Here is an 18414-nt window from a genome sequence, read left to right as displayed (position 1 = left end):
TTATGATTAGAATGATGTGGCCGTTTTATGAGTAACTTAAAACCAGATAGTGTCATTGCTTGCTTGGACTGTCCTGATCATGTTCAAGCCGTATTAGAGGCCAGCATGTGGGCTTCCATTCGCTTGCGCGCGCCTGTAGGACTACTACACTCAGTCCCAAGCTTACAGCAAAAAGCTGCAGTCAATTATTCTGGTTGTCTCAATATCGATGATGAAAATGCCTTGCTTGAGCAGTTCACAACCAAAGAGCATTTGAGCAACTGTGAGCTAAAAGCACAGGGTAGATTGCTACTGTCTCAAGCTACCACGTATTGTGAGCAAAAGCCTCATAAGCTCAAAACTTATACCTTGCATCGTCATGAAAACCTGAACCAGAGTATCGATTACGTCGATGATAAGGCACAATTGATCGTCATCGGTCATCATGTCACATGTAAATCGACATTGGGACAACTGATTAGAGTCAGCCACTGCCCCATTTTGGTGACACATGCACCATTTTTGCCCCCTACTACCGCTTTATTTGCTTTTGACAACAGTCCAACATGCCATAAATTACTTAATTGGTTGTGTAAGACCCCGCTCGTACGTGCCTTGACCATTCATATTGTCATGATCGGTAAAGAAACCTCTGATAACTGTGATGCCCTACGTGAAGCATATGCGAAGCTCAAGCAAGCAGGTATCAAATCTAAAAAAACATTATTAGACTGCCGTGATGTTGCAGCGGCTTTAAATTACTACCAAAACCAAAACGATATCGGCTTACTCATAACAGGCGCGTTTGGCCAATCGCGTTTACGTGAGTTGCTACAAGGCAGCGATACTAAGAAGTTACTAGGCAGCACCAAAACACCATACCTCCTTTTTCCTAAGGCTTAGGCATCGTTTTATCTACACACACATAGCCTATCTATTTAAGCGCAGAGCACCAACGACTCTTTTGGTCTCTGCCGCTTACCGCAACCTCTCCTCTATTTAGCTTTAATCAGCTGTCATCAAATACCCACTTTATTACTAAACTCAAGTTAGCAAATCGTCACATGAAATAGAGGGATAGCCTCCCCAAGCACCTAAAAAGTTGGTTATAATAAAGTTTTCATTAACCAAATGCTAAAGGTTGATTCACTTTCACTATGTTTATAATGATGGCTCTCATCATTACATCGTCACTCATATGCTCTGTTGCAACCGCGGTTATTTTTGAATAAATAAACCCAATTCTACCTCCCCCTTGAGTAGGTTGGCACAGTTCTTGAATAACTTACCGTAAGCAAAGCAGAGATACGACGATGCACCATAATGCCTCTATCAATCTGCGGCATCACACAAATAAGGAATTTTTTATGAAGCTAATCACTGCGATCTTAAAACCGTTTAAGCTCGACGATGTGCGTGAAGCGCTTTCTGACATCGGTGTTAAAGGTGTTACCGTCACTGAAGTCAAAGGTTTCGGTCGTCAAAAAGGTCACACAGAGCTCTATCGCGGCGCAGAATACGTGGTGGACTTTTTACCCAAGGTAAAAGTCGAAGTCGCTGTGATCGATGAGATGGTCGAACCTGCTATTGAAGCGATCACTCGTATCGCTAGCACTGGCAAGATTGGTGACGGCAAAATCTTCGTCACTGCGCTTGAGCAAGTCATTCGTATCCGTACGGGCGAAACCGGACCTGATGCTATTTAGATTTGAGGCCATATCTATAAACATCGATTTATAGGAAAAGGCTCTTACTGCATTTTTATCTATCGGTCACACCGATATCTATATCGTAAATTCAAGGGGAATTTAAATGGAAAGTCAAATCTTTGAGCTCCAGTATGCGCTCGATACGTTTTACTTTTTGATCTGTGGGGCGTTGGTCATGTGGATGGCAGCCGGCTTCACTATGTTAGAGGCCGGACTGGTCCGATCAAAAAATACGGTCGAAATCTTAACTAAGAATGTCGCGCTATTTGCAACTGCCAGTATCATGTACATGATATGCGGCTACGCTATTATGTATGGTGGCGATCTGTTCTTGAGCGGAATTGCAGGCGGCGACACCTTGGTAGAAGACGCGTTAGCAGCCTCTGCCGAAAATGGCTTTGGTGGTGACTCTGTCTACTCTGCAGCCTCAGATTTTTTCTTCCAAGTAGTCTTTGTAGCGACTTGTATGTCAATCGTTTCAGGTGCTGTTGCTGAGCGTATGAAGCTATGGGCTTTCTTATTATTTGCTGTTGTTATGACCGGTGTTATCTATCCATTAGAAGGCAGTTGGACTTGGGGTGGCAACGATGTCTTTGGGTTATTTAACCTAGGTGATATGGGCTTCTCTGACTTTGCAGGCTCTGGTATCGTCCATATGGCGGGTGCTGCTGCTGCTCTAGCAGGTGTATTGCTCTTAGGGTCACGTAAAGGTAAATACGGTCCTAACGGTGAGATACGTGCGATTCCTGGTGCTAACCTACCACTGGCAGCGCTTGGTACGCTAATCCTATGGATGGGTTGGTTCGGCTTCAACGGTGGTTCAGTACTTAAACTTGGTGATATCGCCAGTGCCAACTCTGTCGCCATGGTATTCTTGAACACCAATGCTGCTGCCGCTGGCGGTGCTGTAGGCGCTCTGATAATCGCTCGTATCATCTTTGGCAAAGCAGATCTAACCATGCTCCTAAACGGTGCATTAGCAGGCCTAGTCGCCATTACTGCAGAGCCATCAACCCCTTCTGCGCTACAAGCCACTCTTTTTGGTGTTATCGCTGGTGTCATCGTCGTGTTATCAATCTTAGCGTTAGATAAAATCAAAATTGATGATCCAGTGGGTGCAATCTCAGTTCATGGCGTGGTTGGTCTATTTGGTCTACTAATCGTACCAATTACCAACCCAGCATCTACCTTTGTCGGTCAGATTGTGGGTGCGGCGACCATCTTTGCTTGGGTGTTCATCGCTAGCTTGATCGTTTGGGGAATCCTCAAAGCAGTCATCGGTATCCGTATCTCTGAAGAAGATGAATATGAAGGTGCTGATATTGCAGAATGTGGTATGGAAGCTTATCCAGAATTTATCAGATAAGATTCCTCAATAGTCTAAACCCTATCATTCGATACGCTGATACTACTTACCGTAGTGTCAGCGTTTATTATTCTAGTCATCAAGCAATCCCCTTTCTTAAAACGATAAAATAAGAAGTATAAAAAATCCCGCAAAACCTTTCGGTAATGCGGGATTTTTATCTATCAGGTTCAGACTTAATAGTTAGGTTCTTTATGGATTTATTTCTTTTTCCATACTTGACTACGTGAGAATGGACCGATATAACCTTTTATGTTTAACGAGTTACCGTTTAGAGTTGCAGTCATACGATAATCTTTACCTTTTGCTGGATCAGTAATCGTACCACCACTATATTTACCGTTACCATCAGACTTCAGACCCTTGATGACCGTCGTACCAACATGCTTTTTGCCTTTAGCCGTATTGGCAGCAATAAGTGTACCGGTTAACACGCCGTTTGACTCAGTGATTTTTACCGTGCCTTTTGGCTCACCATCGTCGTATGTCTGCCAAGTAGTATTGGCTAATGGATCAGCGGCAAATGCCATACTAGCAACACTAATACCAGCAACTGCCAAAGTGGTTTTTGTAAATAATTTCATAGATTGACTCCCTTCATACAATGATTGCTCGAAACATTATGTTTCTGATGTCCTATGCTTATCCTTTGCTAGAATCTTTTATTACAAGCTTTACGATTCTCTACTTATAAAACGTAGGTTATCGATATTGCTCATAACTCTTTGTCAAAGATTTTGAGCGACATAAGCGATGTCTTGACTCATTATAAGCAATTTTCCGACTTTGCCTAGTAATTTTTTTATACTTTATTATTTCTATAAAATAAAACCATATCAAAGACTTACAAGAAGGGATTGTCGATATCTTTGTCCAACTGGTCATCATTTTCTTTTGACTTATCATCATTATTACTATAAAGGTTTTTACTTTCAAATGCGTTTATGACCCGACTCATTAGCTCATGCAATTGCTGGGCGTGTTCATATCCAGATGCATCCAAAGTCAGGTCAATATCACCATAGATGATGACTTTGTCCTTTTGGTTTTCAATAACAAGATCACCAACCTGCATGCTTTGGTGATCATTGGCGAATGGGTCAATCATGTGTTCATCCTTATGGTGTATTTAAAACCCAAAAAGTACTCTACGTTTTGCTCTATGCCTTTAATTGTGCAAGCAACCACTCCAAAATAGCCCAGACAAATAGTATCCAATCCGGCTCCTGAGCGGGCGTATCAGTTGTGTCTGAACTCTCACCTGCCTTCAATGGCAAGTCAAACGCTTCTCGCTTGGTTTGAATGTCCAACATCGGCAAGACATCGATACCGGTTTCAGCGGTCAGCTCATCGATACTAATAACATCGATGCGCTCCGACTCGTCATTTGGTGCGTAATATACCCCTGCTTGATTGGTCGCGGGTATATACACTGCTTTGAAAAAATGGCTGGGTACAAGCACACGATTGGCAAGCTGCTTGGTTTTTTTATTGGTAAATGCGACACCTGTGATGGTATAAACCTCACCGTATTGCTGCGTCAAATACCGAGTGGCAGACTCGATATTACGCCAAATATAACGATTGTTACGTGGTGACTGCGGCGCAATATTGGCCAGACTGAAGCTATCATACTGTTGGCTGCGCGTTGCCATATCGGCATTTGGTGCTAGGTGTCCGCGATCATAACCAGAACCTGAATAGTCAGATAATGACGCGCGTGCTGATTCTGGAAGCTTGCTTTCTTCATGGAAGCTATCTTCACGGTCGATCTGTTTGGCTTGCTGCAGACGTGTGCGATCTAGATGCTCTGCTGACCACAGCGGTGTCCGTGATACACCAGAGTACATAACGGCAAAGCCATCCATGCATAATGCTTGTGTCTTATTACTCAGCTTAGTGTTGGTAAATTCAGGATAGATACCACCATAAAAAGATTGGCTACACTGCGTGAAATCATCAGCATGCGCTTGAGTAATACCTATTGCAACTGTCATGACAGTCATTAGCATGCTGTGTTTAAGCCCATATGTGCGCTCACGGAAACTTATCATTCAACTTTCAACCATTTATACTCATCATTGCGTATCTGCTATCCTAGCAGGCAGTTAGCAATAAAGAAAGATAGCGCGCAAGTCGTGACATTTTAAATGGTATCCGCTATACTTAGGCGTTCAAAAAACGGTGAAGTGGGTGAGTGGCTGAAACCGCACGCCTGGAAAGTGTGTATACGTTCATAGCGTATCGAGGGTTCGAATCCCTCCTTCACCGCCAATCTTATTAAGTGCTAGTTTTCCTATCTTGTCCCACCCTATCCCAAACACTGCTTAAACCCCTTATAAATAACGCGTCTAGCGTTTTTTTTATACTTGTTATTTACCTATAGATAATATTTCAATTCTGAATGATTCAGCTGTATCGATGATATTAGCTCATGATGGGGAATAGTGCATAAAAAAGCCCCAAACCACTAAAGAGTTGCTTGGGGCAAAAAATTGATATCGTCTATCAATGATTAATCGTCATGATCCACATGATCACTCAAAACCTTACCTGTCATGCTATCGACCACAACATCATAGATTTGACTACCTTTACCAATTTCAATCTTATAAACAGGCTTATTAGCATCCATATCAAACTCGGCTTCCAGCACCGTGCCGTTTAGCGTTTTATTGGCACTTTTCATGGCTTGCGACAGGCTAGTTTTTGCTTGTTTCATGGCGTTATATTCGGCCAAATCTTCTTTATCTAAACGCTCTATTTCATCTTTTATCACTTCACCTGTATTGGCATTGACGATGACTTCTTGCTCGTTGTTATTGGCAATAATTTTAATCTCATAATGGTTATTTTCCATACGGTCTTCTTGATCAAAGCCTGCACTAATAATATTGCCTGCTACCGCCTTATTGGCGAGAATCATCGCTTGCTCTAAGCTGATTTTACTCTGTGATAACGCAACGGTTTCATTCACTGATGTAGCGGCTTGGCTCAATGGAATAGCAGCCGCGCTAAGGGTAGCGACACTCAATGCTACTGCTAATGATTTTTTTAATGTTGATATGTTTTTCATAATAAGGCCTTCAGGTTTTCCAGATATATTATCGAGATCGTTATTTATTGAAATAATGTCGTGAAAGATGGTGACACAGTCCGCCGCGTTCTGTCTAAATGATTTATGCTGATAAAACGTAACTTATGTTGTGTCTACAAGGTAAAGTATTTTATAACTATGTCAAAGCGTGGCCGAATTGTTTACTACTTTTCAAAATATGGTGTTTATCAAACAGAACGATATTGCGATTAGTAGCGATGAGACGTCGGAATACAGTCATTTTGATAGATGTCTTGGCTAAGTTAATGCCAATCGATAATGCTTAGTTATTAGAAATCAATAAAATGGTTTCTTGATGAATGGCTTAATCTAGAAATGACAAAAAATAATTAGAGAATATTTTTCATCATTACTCCCATGTGAATTTTTATAGTGATAATAAATGTATAAGTACTTATAGGTAAAAATAAATAAAGGTCATCTTTAAATTACTACGTATTGTATTTGCGGTGATTAGTGTTAGAAAATTTAACTTTAGTACAGATACTGCCACTATTTATTAGCACAAAAGGTGTCATAAGATTTCCAAATAGATTTATTAGCGTTATCTTGGTTGATTTTCTCCGCGGGCGTTGCCATTTCAAATAGGGTTCGGAGCACTACAATTTTACGGTTAATGAAAATATTAGGTTTTTGAATATCATATGTGAATAAAACGTAAATTCTATTGTAGCAACACTGTTAAAACCGAAAATTTGTTTTGCAATTAACTATAGCTTTATCTATGATTATTTTCTTACGGGAAACTAACGATAGGTAACAATATGAAAATCAATAAGCTATACGCAGGGATCGCCTTGGCAAGTACAATGATATTGACAGGGTGCGGTGATGATAACGAGGTCGGCCCTACCGTTAATAACGAATTGGACTATACAGTTTTTGATCCTTTCACCGATATGTCAAATGATGAATATCAAGATGGCTGGGGCAAGCTCGCGTACAAACTCAGTAATAATGGCTTGATACAAACAATCTCCACTGTGGTAGGAAGCTCACCTACTGCTTATCAAAATAGTAGAAGCGACGATGATGAGCTGGAATATTACGCTGGCAAAAACGCGTTCGCTGCTGTTCCTGAAAATTTTGACAGTAAGTTTTATAAAATCAACTTCGTTGATAGCGATACCTTTACACTAAAAGTTCAGTCAAATAATTCAACTTTTAACTCTACTTATGACATTGCTACTCTTGACCTTACGGGCGTAGGCAAGCAACCACGCAATGCTACTACTGGTATAGATACTGATTTAGATTATTTCCCTGATGGATTTAATGCCACTTTTCCTAGTGGCTCTCAATGCTATATATTTTTAGAAACACCTAATCAAACTTTCTATACTTTTTCTGAAGATGAGGATGAAGGTAGCATGACTATAGATGAGTGGATTACTAACCAGCAAGAATGGTATACAGTCACTAATGTTGTCAAAGAATATGTCGGACTCAATAATGAGCTACCAGCTGTTAGATATACTGACGAAGATGGCGATATTATTGCCGCTATTAGATACAACGGTTTGATATACAGCGCTTCATATAGTCAGGAAGGAATCCAAGAAAAAGAAAACACTGATCCTGGTGTTTCAGAAGTTTACTGTAATCAGTATAACGATGTAGCGACTAAATTCTTGGAAACACAAATCAAGGCTAATTATTAATATTAGCTGTGAATTGAGACCTAGCTACTTGTATACATTAAGACAAAAAATAGCGCCTACAATGGGCGCTATTTTTTTATATTACGACACTGCGTAAGTATTCGAGAATTAGCACAGATGACCAAACTCTATTGAGTAGATATTTTATCGTTCAAAAGATCGATCAAACGTTTATTACTTTTTGATTAAGGTATAGGCCACGTTGGTATCATCCAACTGCACTAAAGACGCCAGTCTGGCTGATAGCGGATCTTTATTTTCGATGGCCGTTAAGATTGCTTTGTGCCTTGGTAGGGAGTGCGTTTGTAAGTTAGGTCTTAAGCTGGTCAGCTTAATAGATTGTTGTAGCGGTAATACCAACATTTTTGACATATAAGCCAGTAGGTCATTATGTGTGGCCTTGGCAATGGCAAGATGGAACTCTATGTCAGGTTGCATAAATTCTTCTGCATTAGTCGCCTTTTCCATGCCTTCATACGCTGTTTTGATCTGTAAAATATCGTCATCGGTTGCAGTGGTAGCAGCAATATACGCCATCTCAGGCTCTAACACACGTCGAACGGTCGATAAGGTTTTGAAAAAATCATTCTCTGGTGTAGATTCAATCAACCAAAACAGCACATCTGGATCAAGCATATGCCATTCGTCTTTGGGACGCACGACCGTACCGACTTTGGGACGCGAGTATGTCAGACCTTTAGAGTTCAGTACCCGTATGGCTTCACGAGAGACAGGACGGCTGACCTGAAACTCCTCACACAGCTCATCTGAAGAGGGTAGTTTTTCGTTTTCAGGAAAATGACCAGAAACGATTTTTAGACCCAATTGTTGAACAATTAATGCATGTTGGCTTTTGCTTGGAACGGGGTTTTTGTAGTCGGCAGTGCTCATATATTATCGTTACTCATATTTGACACTAGTATGTTATAGAAGACCTTATCAATAAACAAGGTCTTCTATTTTGCATAAACTAGTGCCAATTTTTGAGCAAATTAGTGCGAATGACGAGGTACCTCAGAACCGCGACAACCGACCAGAAAATCAAAATCACAGCCTTCATCCGCTTGCAGCACATGCTTGACATAGAGTTCGCGATAGCCGCCAATAAAGTTGGGTGTCGGTGGTGGTGGTAAATTCGCTAAGCGCTGCTGTAGTTCTTCATCACTGACATCTAAATGCAATTTACCTGCGTAGGCATCAAGCTCAATAAAGTCACCGTTTTGTACCGCAGCCAATGGTCCGCCTGCGCGGGCTTCTGGTGCCACATGTAGTACTACGCTGCCATACGCCGTACCACTCATACGTGCATCAGAAATTCGCAGCATATCTGTGATCCCTTTTTCTAGCAGTTTGGGTGGCAATCCCATATTGCCAACTTCGGCCATACCGGGATACCCTTTAGGTCCTGCGTTTTTGAGTACCAAAATACAGGTTTCATCGACATCCAAGTCTGGATCTACAATACGGGCTTTATAGTCGTCAAGGTCTTCGAATACCACGGCACGACCACGATGTTTCATCAGTTCCGCTGAAGCCGCCGACGGTTTGAGGACGGCTCCTTTTGGTGCTAGGTTACCATGTAAGATACACATACCGCCGTCTTTACTCAGTGGATCGTCTATTTGACGGATAACCTCATCATTATAGATAGGCGAGCTTTGACAATTCTCCCAAATGCTTTGTCCATTCGCAGTCAGTGCTTGCGGATGCGGTAGCAGATTGTGCTCACCCATACGGCGCAGTACCGCAGGCAGTCCGCCGCTATAATAAAACTCTTCCATCAAAAATCGCCCTGATGGCTGCAAATCCACAATAGTAGGCATGCCGCGACCAATACGATTCCAGTCCTCTAGCTCTAAATCAACACCAATACGTCCAGCAATGGCTTTTAAGTGAATCACTGCGTTGGTTGATCCACCAATGGCGGCGTTGACTTTAATCGCATTCTCAAATGCTTCTTTGGTTAAAATTTTGGATAACGTCAGGTCTTCTTTGACCATATCAACGATACGCATACCTGATAAATGCGCCAAAACATAACGGCGTGAATCTACTGCTGGAATAGCGGCATTGTGTGGTAAAGACGTCCCCAATGCTTCAGCCATACAGGCCATTGTCGAAGCTGTGCCCATCGTATTACAGGTACCCGCTGAGCGCGACATGCCTGATTCTGCAGATAAAAATTCATTGAGATCAATCTTGCCAGCCTTAAACTCTTCATGCATTTGCCAGACAATGGTACCCGCGCCAATATCTTTTCCTTTATGTTTGCCATTTAGCATCGGCCCACCGGTGACTACAATAGCTGGAACATCGCAACTGGCCGCACCCATCAGTAGCGCAGGTGTGGTTTTATCACAGCCTGTTAATAGTACGACCCCATCCATCGGGTTACCACGAATGGCTTCTTCTACATCCATACTCGCCAAATTACGCGTCAGCATCGCCGTTGGGCGTAGGTTGGATTCACCATTTGAGAAAACAGGAAATTCAACAGGATACCCACCCGCTTCTAAAATGCCTTTTTTTACATGCTCAGCGATTTTGCGAAAATGGGCATTGCAAGGAGTCAATTCTGACCACGTATTACAAATACCGATAATGGGTCTGCCATCAAACTCATGATCTGGGATGCCTTGATTTTTCATCCAGCTACGATACATAAATCCATTTTTATCCGCCGTTCCAAACCAAGCTGCCGAGCGTAGTGGCTTCTTTTTTGACATCTTTACATCCTTATATAGTAATACTATTTAAATAATATCAATTAAAATACACTAAAAACAATCTTTTTAAAAGGGTTTACATTTAAATAGTATTACTATATTTTAGTTAAAGCTTTTATACATTATTTCAGTTATCGACTGATAACACCCTCAATTACAGATAATTTCTCTTTGGCATGATGCGTGAGAATTACCACATGGAACGTGGAGTCGGATATGGATTTCGAAAAGAACGTTATACGAACAGTGACCTACAGATTAATCCCTGCATTAATTTTGCTTTATGTGGTCGCTTATATTGATCGCGGTGCAGTCGGCTTTGCCCATCTACATATGGGTGCTGATGTTGGTATCGGTGACGCCGCTTATGGATTTGGCGCAGGCTTATTTTTTATTGGTTACTTCATGTTTGAGGTGCCAAGCAACTTACTATTGGCCAAGTTTGGAGCACGTAAGTGGTTCACTCGCATTTTATTGACATGGGGTTTGATTACCATGGCGATGGCGCTTACCCAAGGCCCTAAGAGCTTTTATGCGCTTAGGTTTTTACTCGGTGTTGCTGAAGCAGGGTTCTTCCCTGGTGTTCTATATTTGATTACCCAATGGTTCCCAGTGCGTCATCGCGGCAAAATCATGGGTATGTTCGTGCTGTCGCAGCCGATTGCAATGGTGATTGCAGGCCCGTTATCCGGTGCCTTACTCGGTATGGATGGCATGGCGAACATGCATGGCTGGCAATGGTTGTTCATAGCTGTCGGCTTACCTGCTGTTCTTTTGGCGCTACCCACGTATTTGTATTTGCCAGATGATATTAAAACAGCCAACTGGTTAACCACAGAGCAAAAAAGTTGGTTGCAAAATGAATTGGTTAAAGATGAGTCTGAGTATGAGCAAACAAGGCATGCCAATCCTTTACATGCACTAAAAGACAAACGTGTGTTACTCCTTGCGCTGTATTACCTACCTGTCACCTTGAGTATTTATGGTTTAAATCTATGGCTACCTACGATTATCAAGCAGTTTGGTGGTGGTAGCGATCTACGAGTTGGCTTCTTGTCGAGTATTCCTTATCTTTTCGGAGTTGTCGGATTACTGATTATTCCGCGCAGTACGGACCGTCTAAATGATCGTTATGGGCATCTTGGTTTTCTTTATGCAGTAGGTGCTTTTGCTATGTTCTTAAGTGCTTGGCTCACCTCTCCTATCCTGCAATTGGTTGCACTATCTGCCGTCGCGTTTTGCTTATTTTCGACAACGGCTGTTTTTTGGACACTGCCAGGCCGTTTCTTAACAGGCAGTAGTGCGGCAGCTGGTATTGCCTTGATCAACTCAGTAGGTAACTTGGGCGGTTATTTGGGACCTTATGGCATTGGTTTATTAAAGGAATACACAGGGCACATGGCAGCGGGCTTGTATTTTCTCTCTGTGGTGATGGTATTTGGCTTGATTTTGACTTATTTCGTCTACGCCAAATTTGAAAAAAAGAAATCTGAAAAAACAACCGTTAGCGAACAAGCGTACTAAGGACATTAATCATGAATATTATTCAATTTGAAACCCAAGACCAGCAGCGCGCGGTTGGCATTGTCGAAAACAATACTGTCAAGCCAATCAATCAGGTGACGACGGTTCGAGACTTAGCATTAATGGCAATCGAAAACACACTGAGCCTAGAGCAACAAATCGAACAATTAGGCTTCGCCTCTGAGAACTATGACTACGCACAACTACTAGACAACTTACAGGTACTTGCGCCTTTAGATCATCCAGATACCGCGCATTGTTTTGTCTCAGGGACGGGTTTGACCCATCTAGGCTCAGCGTCTACTCGTGACAAAATGCACCAACAGAACGTAACGGATACCGCATCAGTGACCGACACCATGCGTATATTCCAGTTAGGGATTGAAAAAGGCAAACCTATTGACGGTGAGGTGGGCGCACAACCTGAATGGTTCTATAAAGGCGATGGCTCTATTGTGGTTCGTCCTGGTGCAGACCTGCCAATACCTAATTTTGCAGAAGATGGTGGCGAAGAACCTGAAATTGCAGGTCTGTATGTAATTGGTCCAGATTCAAAACCTTATCGCATTGGCTTTGCCATGGGTAATGAGTTTTCTGATCACATTATGGAGCGTCGCAACTATTTGTATCTTGCCCACTCCAAATTACGTTTTTGTAGTTATGGCCCAGAGCTACGCACGGGTGAATTGCCAAAACATTTGGTCGGCACCAGTCGTCTACGCCGTGATGGTGACGTGATTTGGGAAAAAGAATTTTTATCAGGTGAAGACAATATGTGTCATAGCCTAACCAATCTTGAATACCACCATTTTAAATATCAGCAATTCTTAAAACCAGGTGATGTACATATTCATTATTTTGGTACGGCGACGCTGTCATTTGCAGACGGTATGCAAACCCAAGTCGGTGATGAGTTTGAGATTGAGATGAAAGAATTTGGTCATTCTTTAAAAAATAAGATTACACATACTCAACCTGAGCTATCCATTGGTTCAGTTAAAACCCTATAAGGAGAATACTATGGTTATTGGACATAATTTTATTGCAGGTCAACGCAGTGCGCTTGGCAGCAAAGTCTTACAAAGCGTTGATGCTAGCACAGGAGACGCCTTGGCTTATGAGTTTCATCAAGCGACTGAAGAAGAGGTCAATACAGCCTGCGAGGCCGCCAGTGACGCCTTTAAAAACTATCGTAATACGTCACCTGAACAGCGTGCGTTATTTCTAGAAGCGATTGCCGATGAACTAGATGCACTGGGGCAAGATTTTCTTGACGGTATTTCACAAGAGACCGCCCTACCACTTGCCCGCTTACAAGGCGAGCGTGGTCGTACCAGTGGTCAGATGCGTTTGTTTGCTAAAGTACTACGCCGAGGTGACTATCTAGGGGCGCGTATCGATACGGCATTGCCTGAACGTGAGCCTATGCCGCGTGTAGATTTGCGTCAAGTGAAGATAGGGGTCGGTCCGATTGCTGTGTTTGGGGCCAGTAACTTTCCTTTAGCCTTTTCGACAGCAGGCGGTGATACGGCTTCTGCGTTAGCAGCAGGGTGTCCTGTCGTGGTCAAAGCGCATAGTGGTCATATGGTAACAGCGGATCAAGTAGCACAAGCGATTGATAGAGCGGTTGCGAGCACCAATATGCCCAAAGGTGTATTTAGTATGGTTTATGGCAGTGGTGTCGGTGAAATGCTGGTAAAACATCCCTTGATTCAAGCAGTTGGTTTTACAGGTTCGCTAAAAGGTGGGCAGGCATTGAGTGCGATGGCAGCCGCTCGCCCCAATCCTATTCCAGTATTTGCAGAAATGAGTAGTATCAATCCTATGCTCATGCTACCCGCTGCCCTAAAAAATCGTGGAGATAGTATTGCTCAAGACTTAGCAGATTCTGTCGTGATGGGCTGTGGACAGTTTTGTACCAATCCTGGTTTAATCATTGGTATTAAATCACCTGAATACAGTCAGTTTATTGAAAATCTGACAACTATTATCGATGCCAAACCTGCACAAACCATGTTGAACGCAGGCACATTAGAAAGCTACTCATTGGGTCTGGAAGATTTGATGACACATGAAGGGTTCCAGCATTTAGCCGGACAGCCTCAACAAGAGAATCAAGCGCAGCCGCAACTGTTCAAAGCAGATGTGGAGTTACTGCTGGCAGGCAATCAGTTGCTACAAGAAGAAATTTTTGGTCCTGCGACCATAATCATTGAAGTCCAAGATAAGGCACAGCTGATTCAAGCACTCAGTAGCATGAACGGTCAACTGACAGCCGCTTTGATTGCTGATGAAGCCGATTTTGCTGAATTTGCAGACGTGGTACCTGTATTAGAAGAGAAAGCTGGACGCCTACTCTTAAACGGTTATCCAACAGGAGTAGAAGTTTGCGAGGCAATGGTACACGGCGGGCCTTATCCTGCAACGTCTGATGCACGTGGCACGTCGGTCGGAACGCTGGCAATCGATCGCTATCTACGCCCTGTGTGTTATCAAAACTACCCCCAAAGCTTGTTACCAGAAGCATTGAAGGATGAAAATCCATTCAATATCTTGAGATTGGTTAACGGTGAAATGACCCGAAATAAAATTTAGTATGAGAAATTAACCAAAAAAGAGACCCATTAATGGTCTCTTTTTTTACTGTATATACCATTAAAAAATAACGCCCATTTAAGGCGTCATTTTTGGATTATCGAAGGTTAGTCTTAAGAACGATGTTCGTGAGTATTTTTACCTTGATATTTACCTTTCACCTTATATTTAGTAGCTGCCGCCTTTGATCTATCGTGAGAATCCTTCGCCTTATTTTTGACAACTTTATGCTTGCTATCTGCCTTGTTACCATGTTTTTGGTGTTGTACTTGAGACGCATGATGTTGTGAATAATTTGGTGCAGCATTGGCTTGACCAACCATCGACAAACAAGCAGTAGCGGCTAGAATCGAACTTACTATTATCTTTTTCATTGTTTTTCCTAATTTAATTCATATTAATAAATTATGATTAAAGATACCTTATGAAGTATCACGATAAAGCATCGCTCTATCGACAAAGAAAATGATAACTGGTTCTCGTATTAAGTAGCTTTATGAAACTTGAAGAAAGGTTGCGATTGTTACCACTGCTAAGCGCATTCATATACTAACGGTAGAAAGCTACAGAGTTGCACTATTGGCTGGTATTTATTGAACCTACCAACCTCTATATGACGATTTTGCCAACCGTACAACGAATTTATAGCGCTTAGCATAATGCTTGACGCTTATACACACAGCTCAACTCTTCTATCAGCGCTGATTGGATAACAAATTTATGTGTGGGTTATTACGTGTTTTATTAACCGTGCTTGGGGCGATACTAATTATCGACTGCGTTACCTTGATGGCTGTTGATAAGATTAATTTTGGTACAGTGCTGCCTTTTTTGATAGGCGTGGTTTTTGTAGGCCATGGACTGTTTGCGCCCTTAATTACGAAAATACTTTCCAATAATCCTTTATTGCGACGTATTTGGTACGGATTATGGCTGATGTTTGGGTTATGGCTCGTCAGCTTTTTAATTTTTATTTATTCATTGCAGCAGCAGATTGCAAAGGGCAGACAAGATTTGCCATCTGTGGCGGCCATTATTGTACTCGGTTCTGGGACGGTCGATGGCAAGCCAACCCCCACCCTAGCTAGTCGCTTGGATACAGCCGCACAACTGATCGAGCAGCAACCACAGGCGCTCATTATTACAAGTGGCGGTGTGGGCTATGAGCGCACGCGCAGTGAGGCGGACATCATGGCGACTTACTTGCAGCAAGCACATGACATTCCACTAGATCGTATTTATCAAGAAGGCAAAAGCACCAGTACTGAAGAAAATCTGGCCTACAGCCAAATCATACTTGAACAGCATGGTATTGATAAAGAGGCATCCATTGCGATTGTCACTAGCGATTTTCATACTATCCGCGCGGCTGCTATAGCTCGCCATCAAGGTTATACGCAACCAATCACGCTTGCCAGTCCAACACCGCTGTCTATTCGCTACAATGCATGGTTTCGTGAGTATTTTGCCTTTGGTAGCGGTTGGCTACTACAAGAATACTGATTAATGGATACCGTAACAAAAATATTAAAAGGCGCTCAACTGGTCGCCTTTTTTTGCAAAATATAAACCACGAATTTTGCCTCTGTTTTAAATGATGCTTTCTCTACTGCTGTCAGCAACGCTTGTCTTTTTTCACTACGTGCGCGGTAGGCATAAGGTGTCATCGTCATTAAATCAGCCAAATCATCCGCTGATAATGTCATCTCTGTACTAACATGGTCAGTCCCCATCAACATAAAGTATGGTGCCAATTCGTGTAAAAACTTATCAGAATCATGCTCACGCACGTCATCAAACAAAGCCTCTCGCATCGTCGCTAAGTGTCCGGCATCTGGTTTGGCAATGATTAAATACCCATCATCAGCCAATACCTCAGCGAACGCTTCAGGCAAAATAGGACTAAAAATACTGCTAATACCCGTCACACTATGAGAGCGTAACGGTAGATGCGCGGCGCTGGTCACTAGCGGATAAACCACTGTTGTTTTGGCAGCGTTAGTATTCTTGCGCTGATACCAAAGACGACCTGCCGCTTTACTCACTTTAGCCAATTCCACCAATGCAGGTTTGCTGATATCCGCCGCTATAAGAGTATCTATGATATCCGAGCCCAGTTGTGCCATTGCTTGTGTGTAGTAGCCTTCGCCGCAGCCAATATCAAGCCAATTAACAGACTTAGTATCTTGCTCCTCTATGACCTCACTTTTTGACAGTAACGCTGCCATCTTTTGGCTAATCAGATTCTGTAACGGCGCATAGTGACCATGGTTCAAAAATCGCTTGCGGGCATTGATAGATTCTTGACTGTCGCCAGGTGCTTTTGATTTCTTCTGCTGTACAAGCAACAGGTTGACGTAACCTTGGCGAGCCACATCAAACGGGTGTGAGGTTTGCTTGGGGTGCAAACTACCGTCACAGCGCCAAGTATCTGCGGCTGGCTGTAGTGGCGACTGACAAAGTGGACAAATAAATAAGGACACAGGTATCTCAAAGTCATAGCAATATGACCCACATTTTAACAAATTTCGTGTGCCTTAAACGATAAAAAGCCATCTCAATACTCATTAAGATGGCTTCTAAGCAGGAAAGTTAGGTACATTTGAGGCTTGTCTTTCTAACGCAGCTTCAAGGTCATTAGCCCAAGAATAACGAGAATGATGGCGATAATCCAAAACCGCGTCACCACCTGCGTTTCTTTCCAGCCAATTTCTTCAAAATGATGGTGTAGCGGTGCCATACGAAAGACACGTTTTTTACGCAATTTATAAGAACCCACTTGCAACATCACTGATAGCGCTTCGGCGACAAATAGACCACCCATAATGGCAAAGGCAATCTCTTGTCGTGTCATCACGGCAATCGTACCGAGCATCGCACCCAATGCCAACGCACCCACATCACCCATAAATACTTGTGCAGGATGCGCGTTGAACCATAAAAAGCCAAGACCTGCCCCAACCATGGCACCACAAACGATAATGACTTCAGAGTTGTAGGGAATGTACGGAACATGCAAATAATCCGCAAAGCGCACATCGCCCGATACATAAGCCATCGCACCCAAGCCTGCTGCGACAAGCACTACTGGTAGGATTGCCAAGCCATCCAAGCCATCCGTTAAGTTGACCGCATTGGACGCACCATTGATCACAAAGTAGGTGAAGATAATAAAGCCAATACCAAAAGGTACTGCCGAAAATGGAATCATCCAATCTTTAAAGATCGGTATCAACAAGTCCTGCATCTCGCGAGTGGTGTTGATATCCGGCTGTAGTGTGGCGATGTAGTATAAAGAGACGCCGACGAATAATGCGCCCATCGATAACCAAAAATATTTCTTTCGCGCAATCAAGCCCTTTGGGTCTTTGTACTTGATTTTGAGCCAATCATCCGCCCAACCTACAGCACCAAAGATCACCATAACAACGAGCAAAATCCACACATAAGGATTGTTTAAACGTGCCCATAACAGAGTCGATACCCCAATAGCACTGAGAATCAATACCCCGCCCATGGTGGGCGTACCGGTCTTGACCAAATGCGATTGAGGCCCATCATTGCGAATAGCCTGACCGTATTTGAGTGAACGCAGGTGTTGAATGACACGCCCGCCAAAAAACATACTAAATGCGAGGGCAGTGACCACCGCAAGCAGCGCTCGCAACGTCAACGAAGAAACCGCAGAAAACGGCGTATAATACTGGCCAAGCCAGCCAAACAACCAAACTAACAC

At 42.8% G+C, this 18414-nt stretch carries 17 protein-coding genes and 1 tRNA gene; 9 read left to right on the top strand and 9 right to left on the bottom strand.

Annotated elements, in window-relative coordinates; genetic code table 11:
• Positions 1 to 27: 27 nt before the first annotated feature.
• From ACTXGK_RS16325 to amtB, 3 genes are all read left to right on the top strand, one after another.
• Positions 28 to 882 carry a universal stress protein gene (locus ACTXGK_RS16325; RefSeq protein ID WP_443517338.1) on the top strand — a complete coding sequence of 285 codons (855 nt, stop codon included), beginning with the start codon at positions 28 to 30 and terminating at the stop codon, positions 880 to 882.
• A 464-nt stretch (positions 883 to 1346) separates the two neighbouring features.
• Positions 1347 to 1685, top strand: coding sequence for a P-II family nitrogen regulator (locus ACTXGK_RS16320; RefSeq protein WP_010197981.1), 339 nt, complete (start codon positions 1347 to 1349; stop codon positions 1683 to 1685).
• 106 nt (positions 1686 to 1791) lie between these two features.
• Positions 1792 to 3054 (top strand): ammonium transporter AmtB, encoded by a 1263-nt coding sequence (amtB, locus tag ACTXGK_RS16315; RefSeq protein WP_443517339.1) that lies wholly within the window; start codon positions 1792 to 1794, stop codon positions 3052 to 3054.
• Positions 3055 to 3254: 200 nt separating this feature from the next.
• Here amtB and ACTXGK_RS16310 read toward each other — a convergent pair whose 3' ends face one another.
• The 3 genes from ACTXGK_RS16310 to ACTXGK_RS16300 form a co-directional block, all read right to left on the bottom strand.
• Positions 3255 to 3638, bottom strand: a complete 384-nt coding sequence (locus ACTXGK_RS16310; RefSeq protein WP_371532811.1) for a DUF2147 domain-containing protein — start codon at positions 3636 to 3638, stop codon at positions 3255 to 3257.
• Between the two features lie 260 nt (positions 3639 to 3898).
• Positions 3899 to 4162 (bottom strand): hypothetical protein, encoded by a 264-nt coding sequence (locus ACTXGK_RS16305; RefSeq protein WP_443517340.1) that lies wholly within the window; start codon positions 4160 to 4162, stop codon positions 3899 to 3901.
• 52 nt (positions 4163 to 4214) lie between these two features.
• A complete protein-coding gene (locus tag ACTXGK_RS16300) occupies positions 4215 to 5051 on the bottom strand; it encodes a DNA/RNA non-specific endonuclease (protein WP_443517341.1) in 837 nt (278 codons plus the stop codon).
• 186 nt (positions 5052 to 5237) lie between these two features.
• Between ACTXGK_RS16300 and ACTXGK_RS16295 the strand changes: the two genes are divergently transcribed.
• A tRNA-Ser gene (locus ACTXGK_RS16295) sits at positions 5238 to 5328 on the top strand.
• Positions 5329 to 5569: 241 nt separating this feature from the next.
• Here ACTXGK_RS16295 and ACTXGK_RS16290 read toward each other — a convergent pair.
• Complete coding sequence (locus ACTXGK_RS16290; RefSeq protein WP_443517342.1) at positions 5570 to 6130, bottom strand: PepSY domain-containing protein; 561 nt, start codon at positions 6128 to 6130, stop codon at positions 5570 to 5572.
• Between the two features lie 806 nt (positions 6131 to 6936).
• Here ACTXGK_RS16290 and ACTXGK_RS16285 point away from each other — a divergent pair.
• Positions 6937 to 7833 carry a hypothetical protein gene (locus ACTXGK_RS16285; protein WP_058023487.1) on the top strand — a complete coding sequence of 299 codons (897 nt, stop codon included), beginning with the start codon at positions 6937 to 6939 and terminating at the stop codon, positions 7831 to 7833.
• Positions 7834 to 8007: 174 nt separating this feature from the next.
• Here ACTXGK_RS16285 and ACTXGK_RS16280 read toward each other — a convergent pair whose 3' ends face one another.
• On the bottom strand, positions 8008 to 8724 hold the full coding sequence (locus ACTXGK_RS16280; RefSeq protein WP_201600087.1) for a FadR/GntR family transcriptional regulator: 717 nt from the start codon (positions 8722 to 8724) through the stop codon (positions 8008 to 8010).
• Between the two features lie 101 nt (positions 8725 to 8825).
• Positions 8826 to 10559, bottom strand: a complete 1734-nt coding sequence (locus ACTXGK_RS16275; RefSeq protein WP_443517343.1) for an IlvD/Edd family dehydratase — start codon at positions 10557 to 10559, stop codon at positions 8826 to 8828.
• 216 nt (positions 10560 to 10775) lie between these two features.
• Here ACTXGK_RS16275 and ACTXGK_RS16270 point away from each other — a divergent pair, with 216 nt between their 5' ends.
• The 3 genes from ACTXGK_RS16270 to ACTXGK_RS16260 are packed head-to-tail and all read left to right on the top strand — an operon-like array spanning position 10776 to position 14678.
• A complete protein-coding gene (locus tag ACTXGK_RS16270) occupies positions 10776 to 12083 on the top strand; it encodes an MFS transporter (protein ID WP_443517344.1) in 1308 nt (435 codons plus the stop codon).
• An 11-nt stretch (positions 12084 to 12094) separates the two neighbouring features.
• Positions 12095 to 13093 (top strand): AraD1 family protein, encoded by a 999-nt coding sequence (gene araD1, locus ACTXGK_RS16265; protein ID WP_443517345.1) that lies wholly within the window; start codon positions 12095 to 12097, stop codon positions 13091 to 13093.
• Between the two features lie 10 nt (positions 13094 to 13103).
• Positions 13104 to 14678, top strand: coding sequence for an aldehyde dehydrogenase (NADP(+)) (locus tag ACTXGK_RS16260; RefSeq protein WP_443517346.1), 1575 nt, complete (start codon positions 13104 to 13106; stop codon positions 14676 to 14678).
• 113 nt (positions 14679 to 14791) lie between these two features.
• Here ACTXGK_RS16260 and ACTXGK_RS16255 read toward each other — a convergent pair whose 3' ends face one another.
• Positions 14792 to 15052 (bottom strand): hypothetical protein, encoded by a 261-nt coding sequence (locus ACTXGK_RS16255; protein ID WP_443517347.1) that lies wholly within the window; start codon positions 15050 to 15052, stop codon positions 14792 to 14794.
• 346 nt (positions 15053 to 15398) lie between these two features.
• On the opposite strand from ACTXGK_RS16255, the gene ACTXGK_RS16250 reads away from it, so the two are divergent.
• Positions 15399 to 16181, top strand: coding sequence for a YdcF family protein (locus ACTXGK_RS16250; RefSeq protein WP_443517348.1), 783 nt, complete (start codon positions 15399 to 15401; stop codon positions 16179 to 16181).
• 35 nt (positions 16182 to 16216) lie between these two features.
• On the opposite strand, the gene ACTXGK_RS16245 is transcribed toward ACTXGK_RS16250, so the two are convergent.
• On the bottom strand, positions 16217 to 17167 hold the full coding sequence (locus ACTXGK_RS16245) for a putative RNA methyltransferase (RefSeq protein ID WP_443517409.1): 951 nt from the start codon (positions 17165 to 17167) through the stop codon (positions 16217 to 16219).
• Positions 17168 to 17295: 128 nt separating this feature from the next.
• Complete coding sequence (mraY, locus tag ACTXGK_RS16240) at positions 17296 to 18414, bottom strand: phospho-N-acetylmuramoyl-pentapeptide-transferase (protein WP_075106486.1); 1119 nt, start codon at positions 18412 to 18414, stop codon at positions 17296 to 17298.

Origin of the sequence: Psychrobacter sp. T6-5, assembly GCF_052258485.2 — a bacterium.
GTDB lineage: Bacteria > Pseudomonadota > Gammaproteobacteria > Pseudomonadales > Moraxellaceae > Psychrobacter.
The sequence above is the reverse complement of the archived record's forward strand: the minus strand, read 5'-3'. Positions and strand labels throughout refer to the sequence as shown.

What these genes read in the sequence shown, in the direction of transcription:
- ACTXGK_RS16300 (WP_443517341.1), bottom strand. Translation starts at nt 5,051, where the DNA reads ATGACAGTTGCAATAGGTATTACTCAAGCGCATGCTGATGATTTCACG.
- ACTXGK_RS16280 (WP_201600087.1), bottom strand. Translation starts at nt 8,724, where the DNA reads ATGAGCACTGCCGACTACAAAAACCCCGTTCCAAGCAAAAGCCAACAT.
- araD1 (WP_443517345.1), top strand. Translation starts at nt 12,095, where the DNA reads ATGAATATTATTCAATTTGAAACCCAAGACCAGCAGCGCGCGGTTGGC.
- ACTXGK_RS16325 (WP_443517338.1), top strand. Translation starts at nt 28, where the DNA reads ATGAGTAACTTAAAACCAGATAGTGTCATTGCTTGCTTGGACTGTCCT.
- ACTXGK_RS16305 (WP_443517340.1), bottom strand. Translation starts at nt 4,162, where the DNA reads ATGATTGACCCATTCGCCAATGATCACCAAAGCATGCAGGTTGGTGAT.
- amtB (WP_443517339.1), top strand. Translation starts at nt 1,792, where the DNA reads ATGGAAAGTCAAATCTTTGAGCTCCAGTATGCGCTCGATACGTTTTAC.
- ACTXGK_RS16275 (WP_443517343.1), bottom strand. Translation starts at nt 10,559, where the DNA reads ATGTCAAAAAAGAAGCCACTACGCTCGGCAGCTTGGTTTGGAACGGCG.
- ACTXGK_RS16290 (WP_443517342.1), bottom strand. Translation starts at nt 6,130, where the DNA reads ATGAAAAACATATCAACATTAAAAAAATCATTAGCAGTAGCATTGAGT.
- ACTXGK_RS16320 (WP_010197981.1), top strand. Translation starts at nt 1,347, where the DNA reads ATGAAGCTAATCACTGCGATCTTAAAACCGTTTAAGCTCGACGATGTG.
- ACTXGK_RS16285 (WP_058023487.1), top strand. Translation starts at nt 6,937, where the DNA reads ATGAAAATCAATAAGCTATACGCAGGGATCGCCTTGGCAAGTACAATG.
- ACTXGK_RS16250 (WP_443517348.1), top strand. Translation starts at nt 15,399, where the DNA reads ATGTGTGGGTTATTACGTGTTTTATTAACCGTGCTTGGGGCGATACTA.
- ACTXGK_RS16255 (WP_443517347.1), bottom strand. Translation starts at nt 15,052, where the DNA reads ATGAAAAAGATAATAGTAAGTTCGATTCTAGCCGCTACTGCTTGTTTG.
- ACTXGK_RS16260 (WP_443517346.1), top strand. Translation starts at nt 13,104, where the DNA reads ATGGTTATTGGACATAATTTTATTGCAGGTCAACGCAGTGCGCTTGGC.
- ACTXGK_RS16270 (WP_443517344.1), top strand. Translation starts at nt 10,776, where the DNA reads ATGGATTTCGAAAAGAACGTTATACGAACAGTGACCTACAGATTAATC.
- ACTXGK_RS16310 (WP_371532811.1), bottom strand. Translation starts at nt 3,638, where the DNA reads ATGAAATTATTTACAAAAACCACTTTGGCAGTTGCTGGTATTAGTGTT.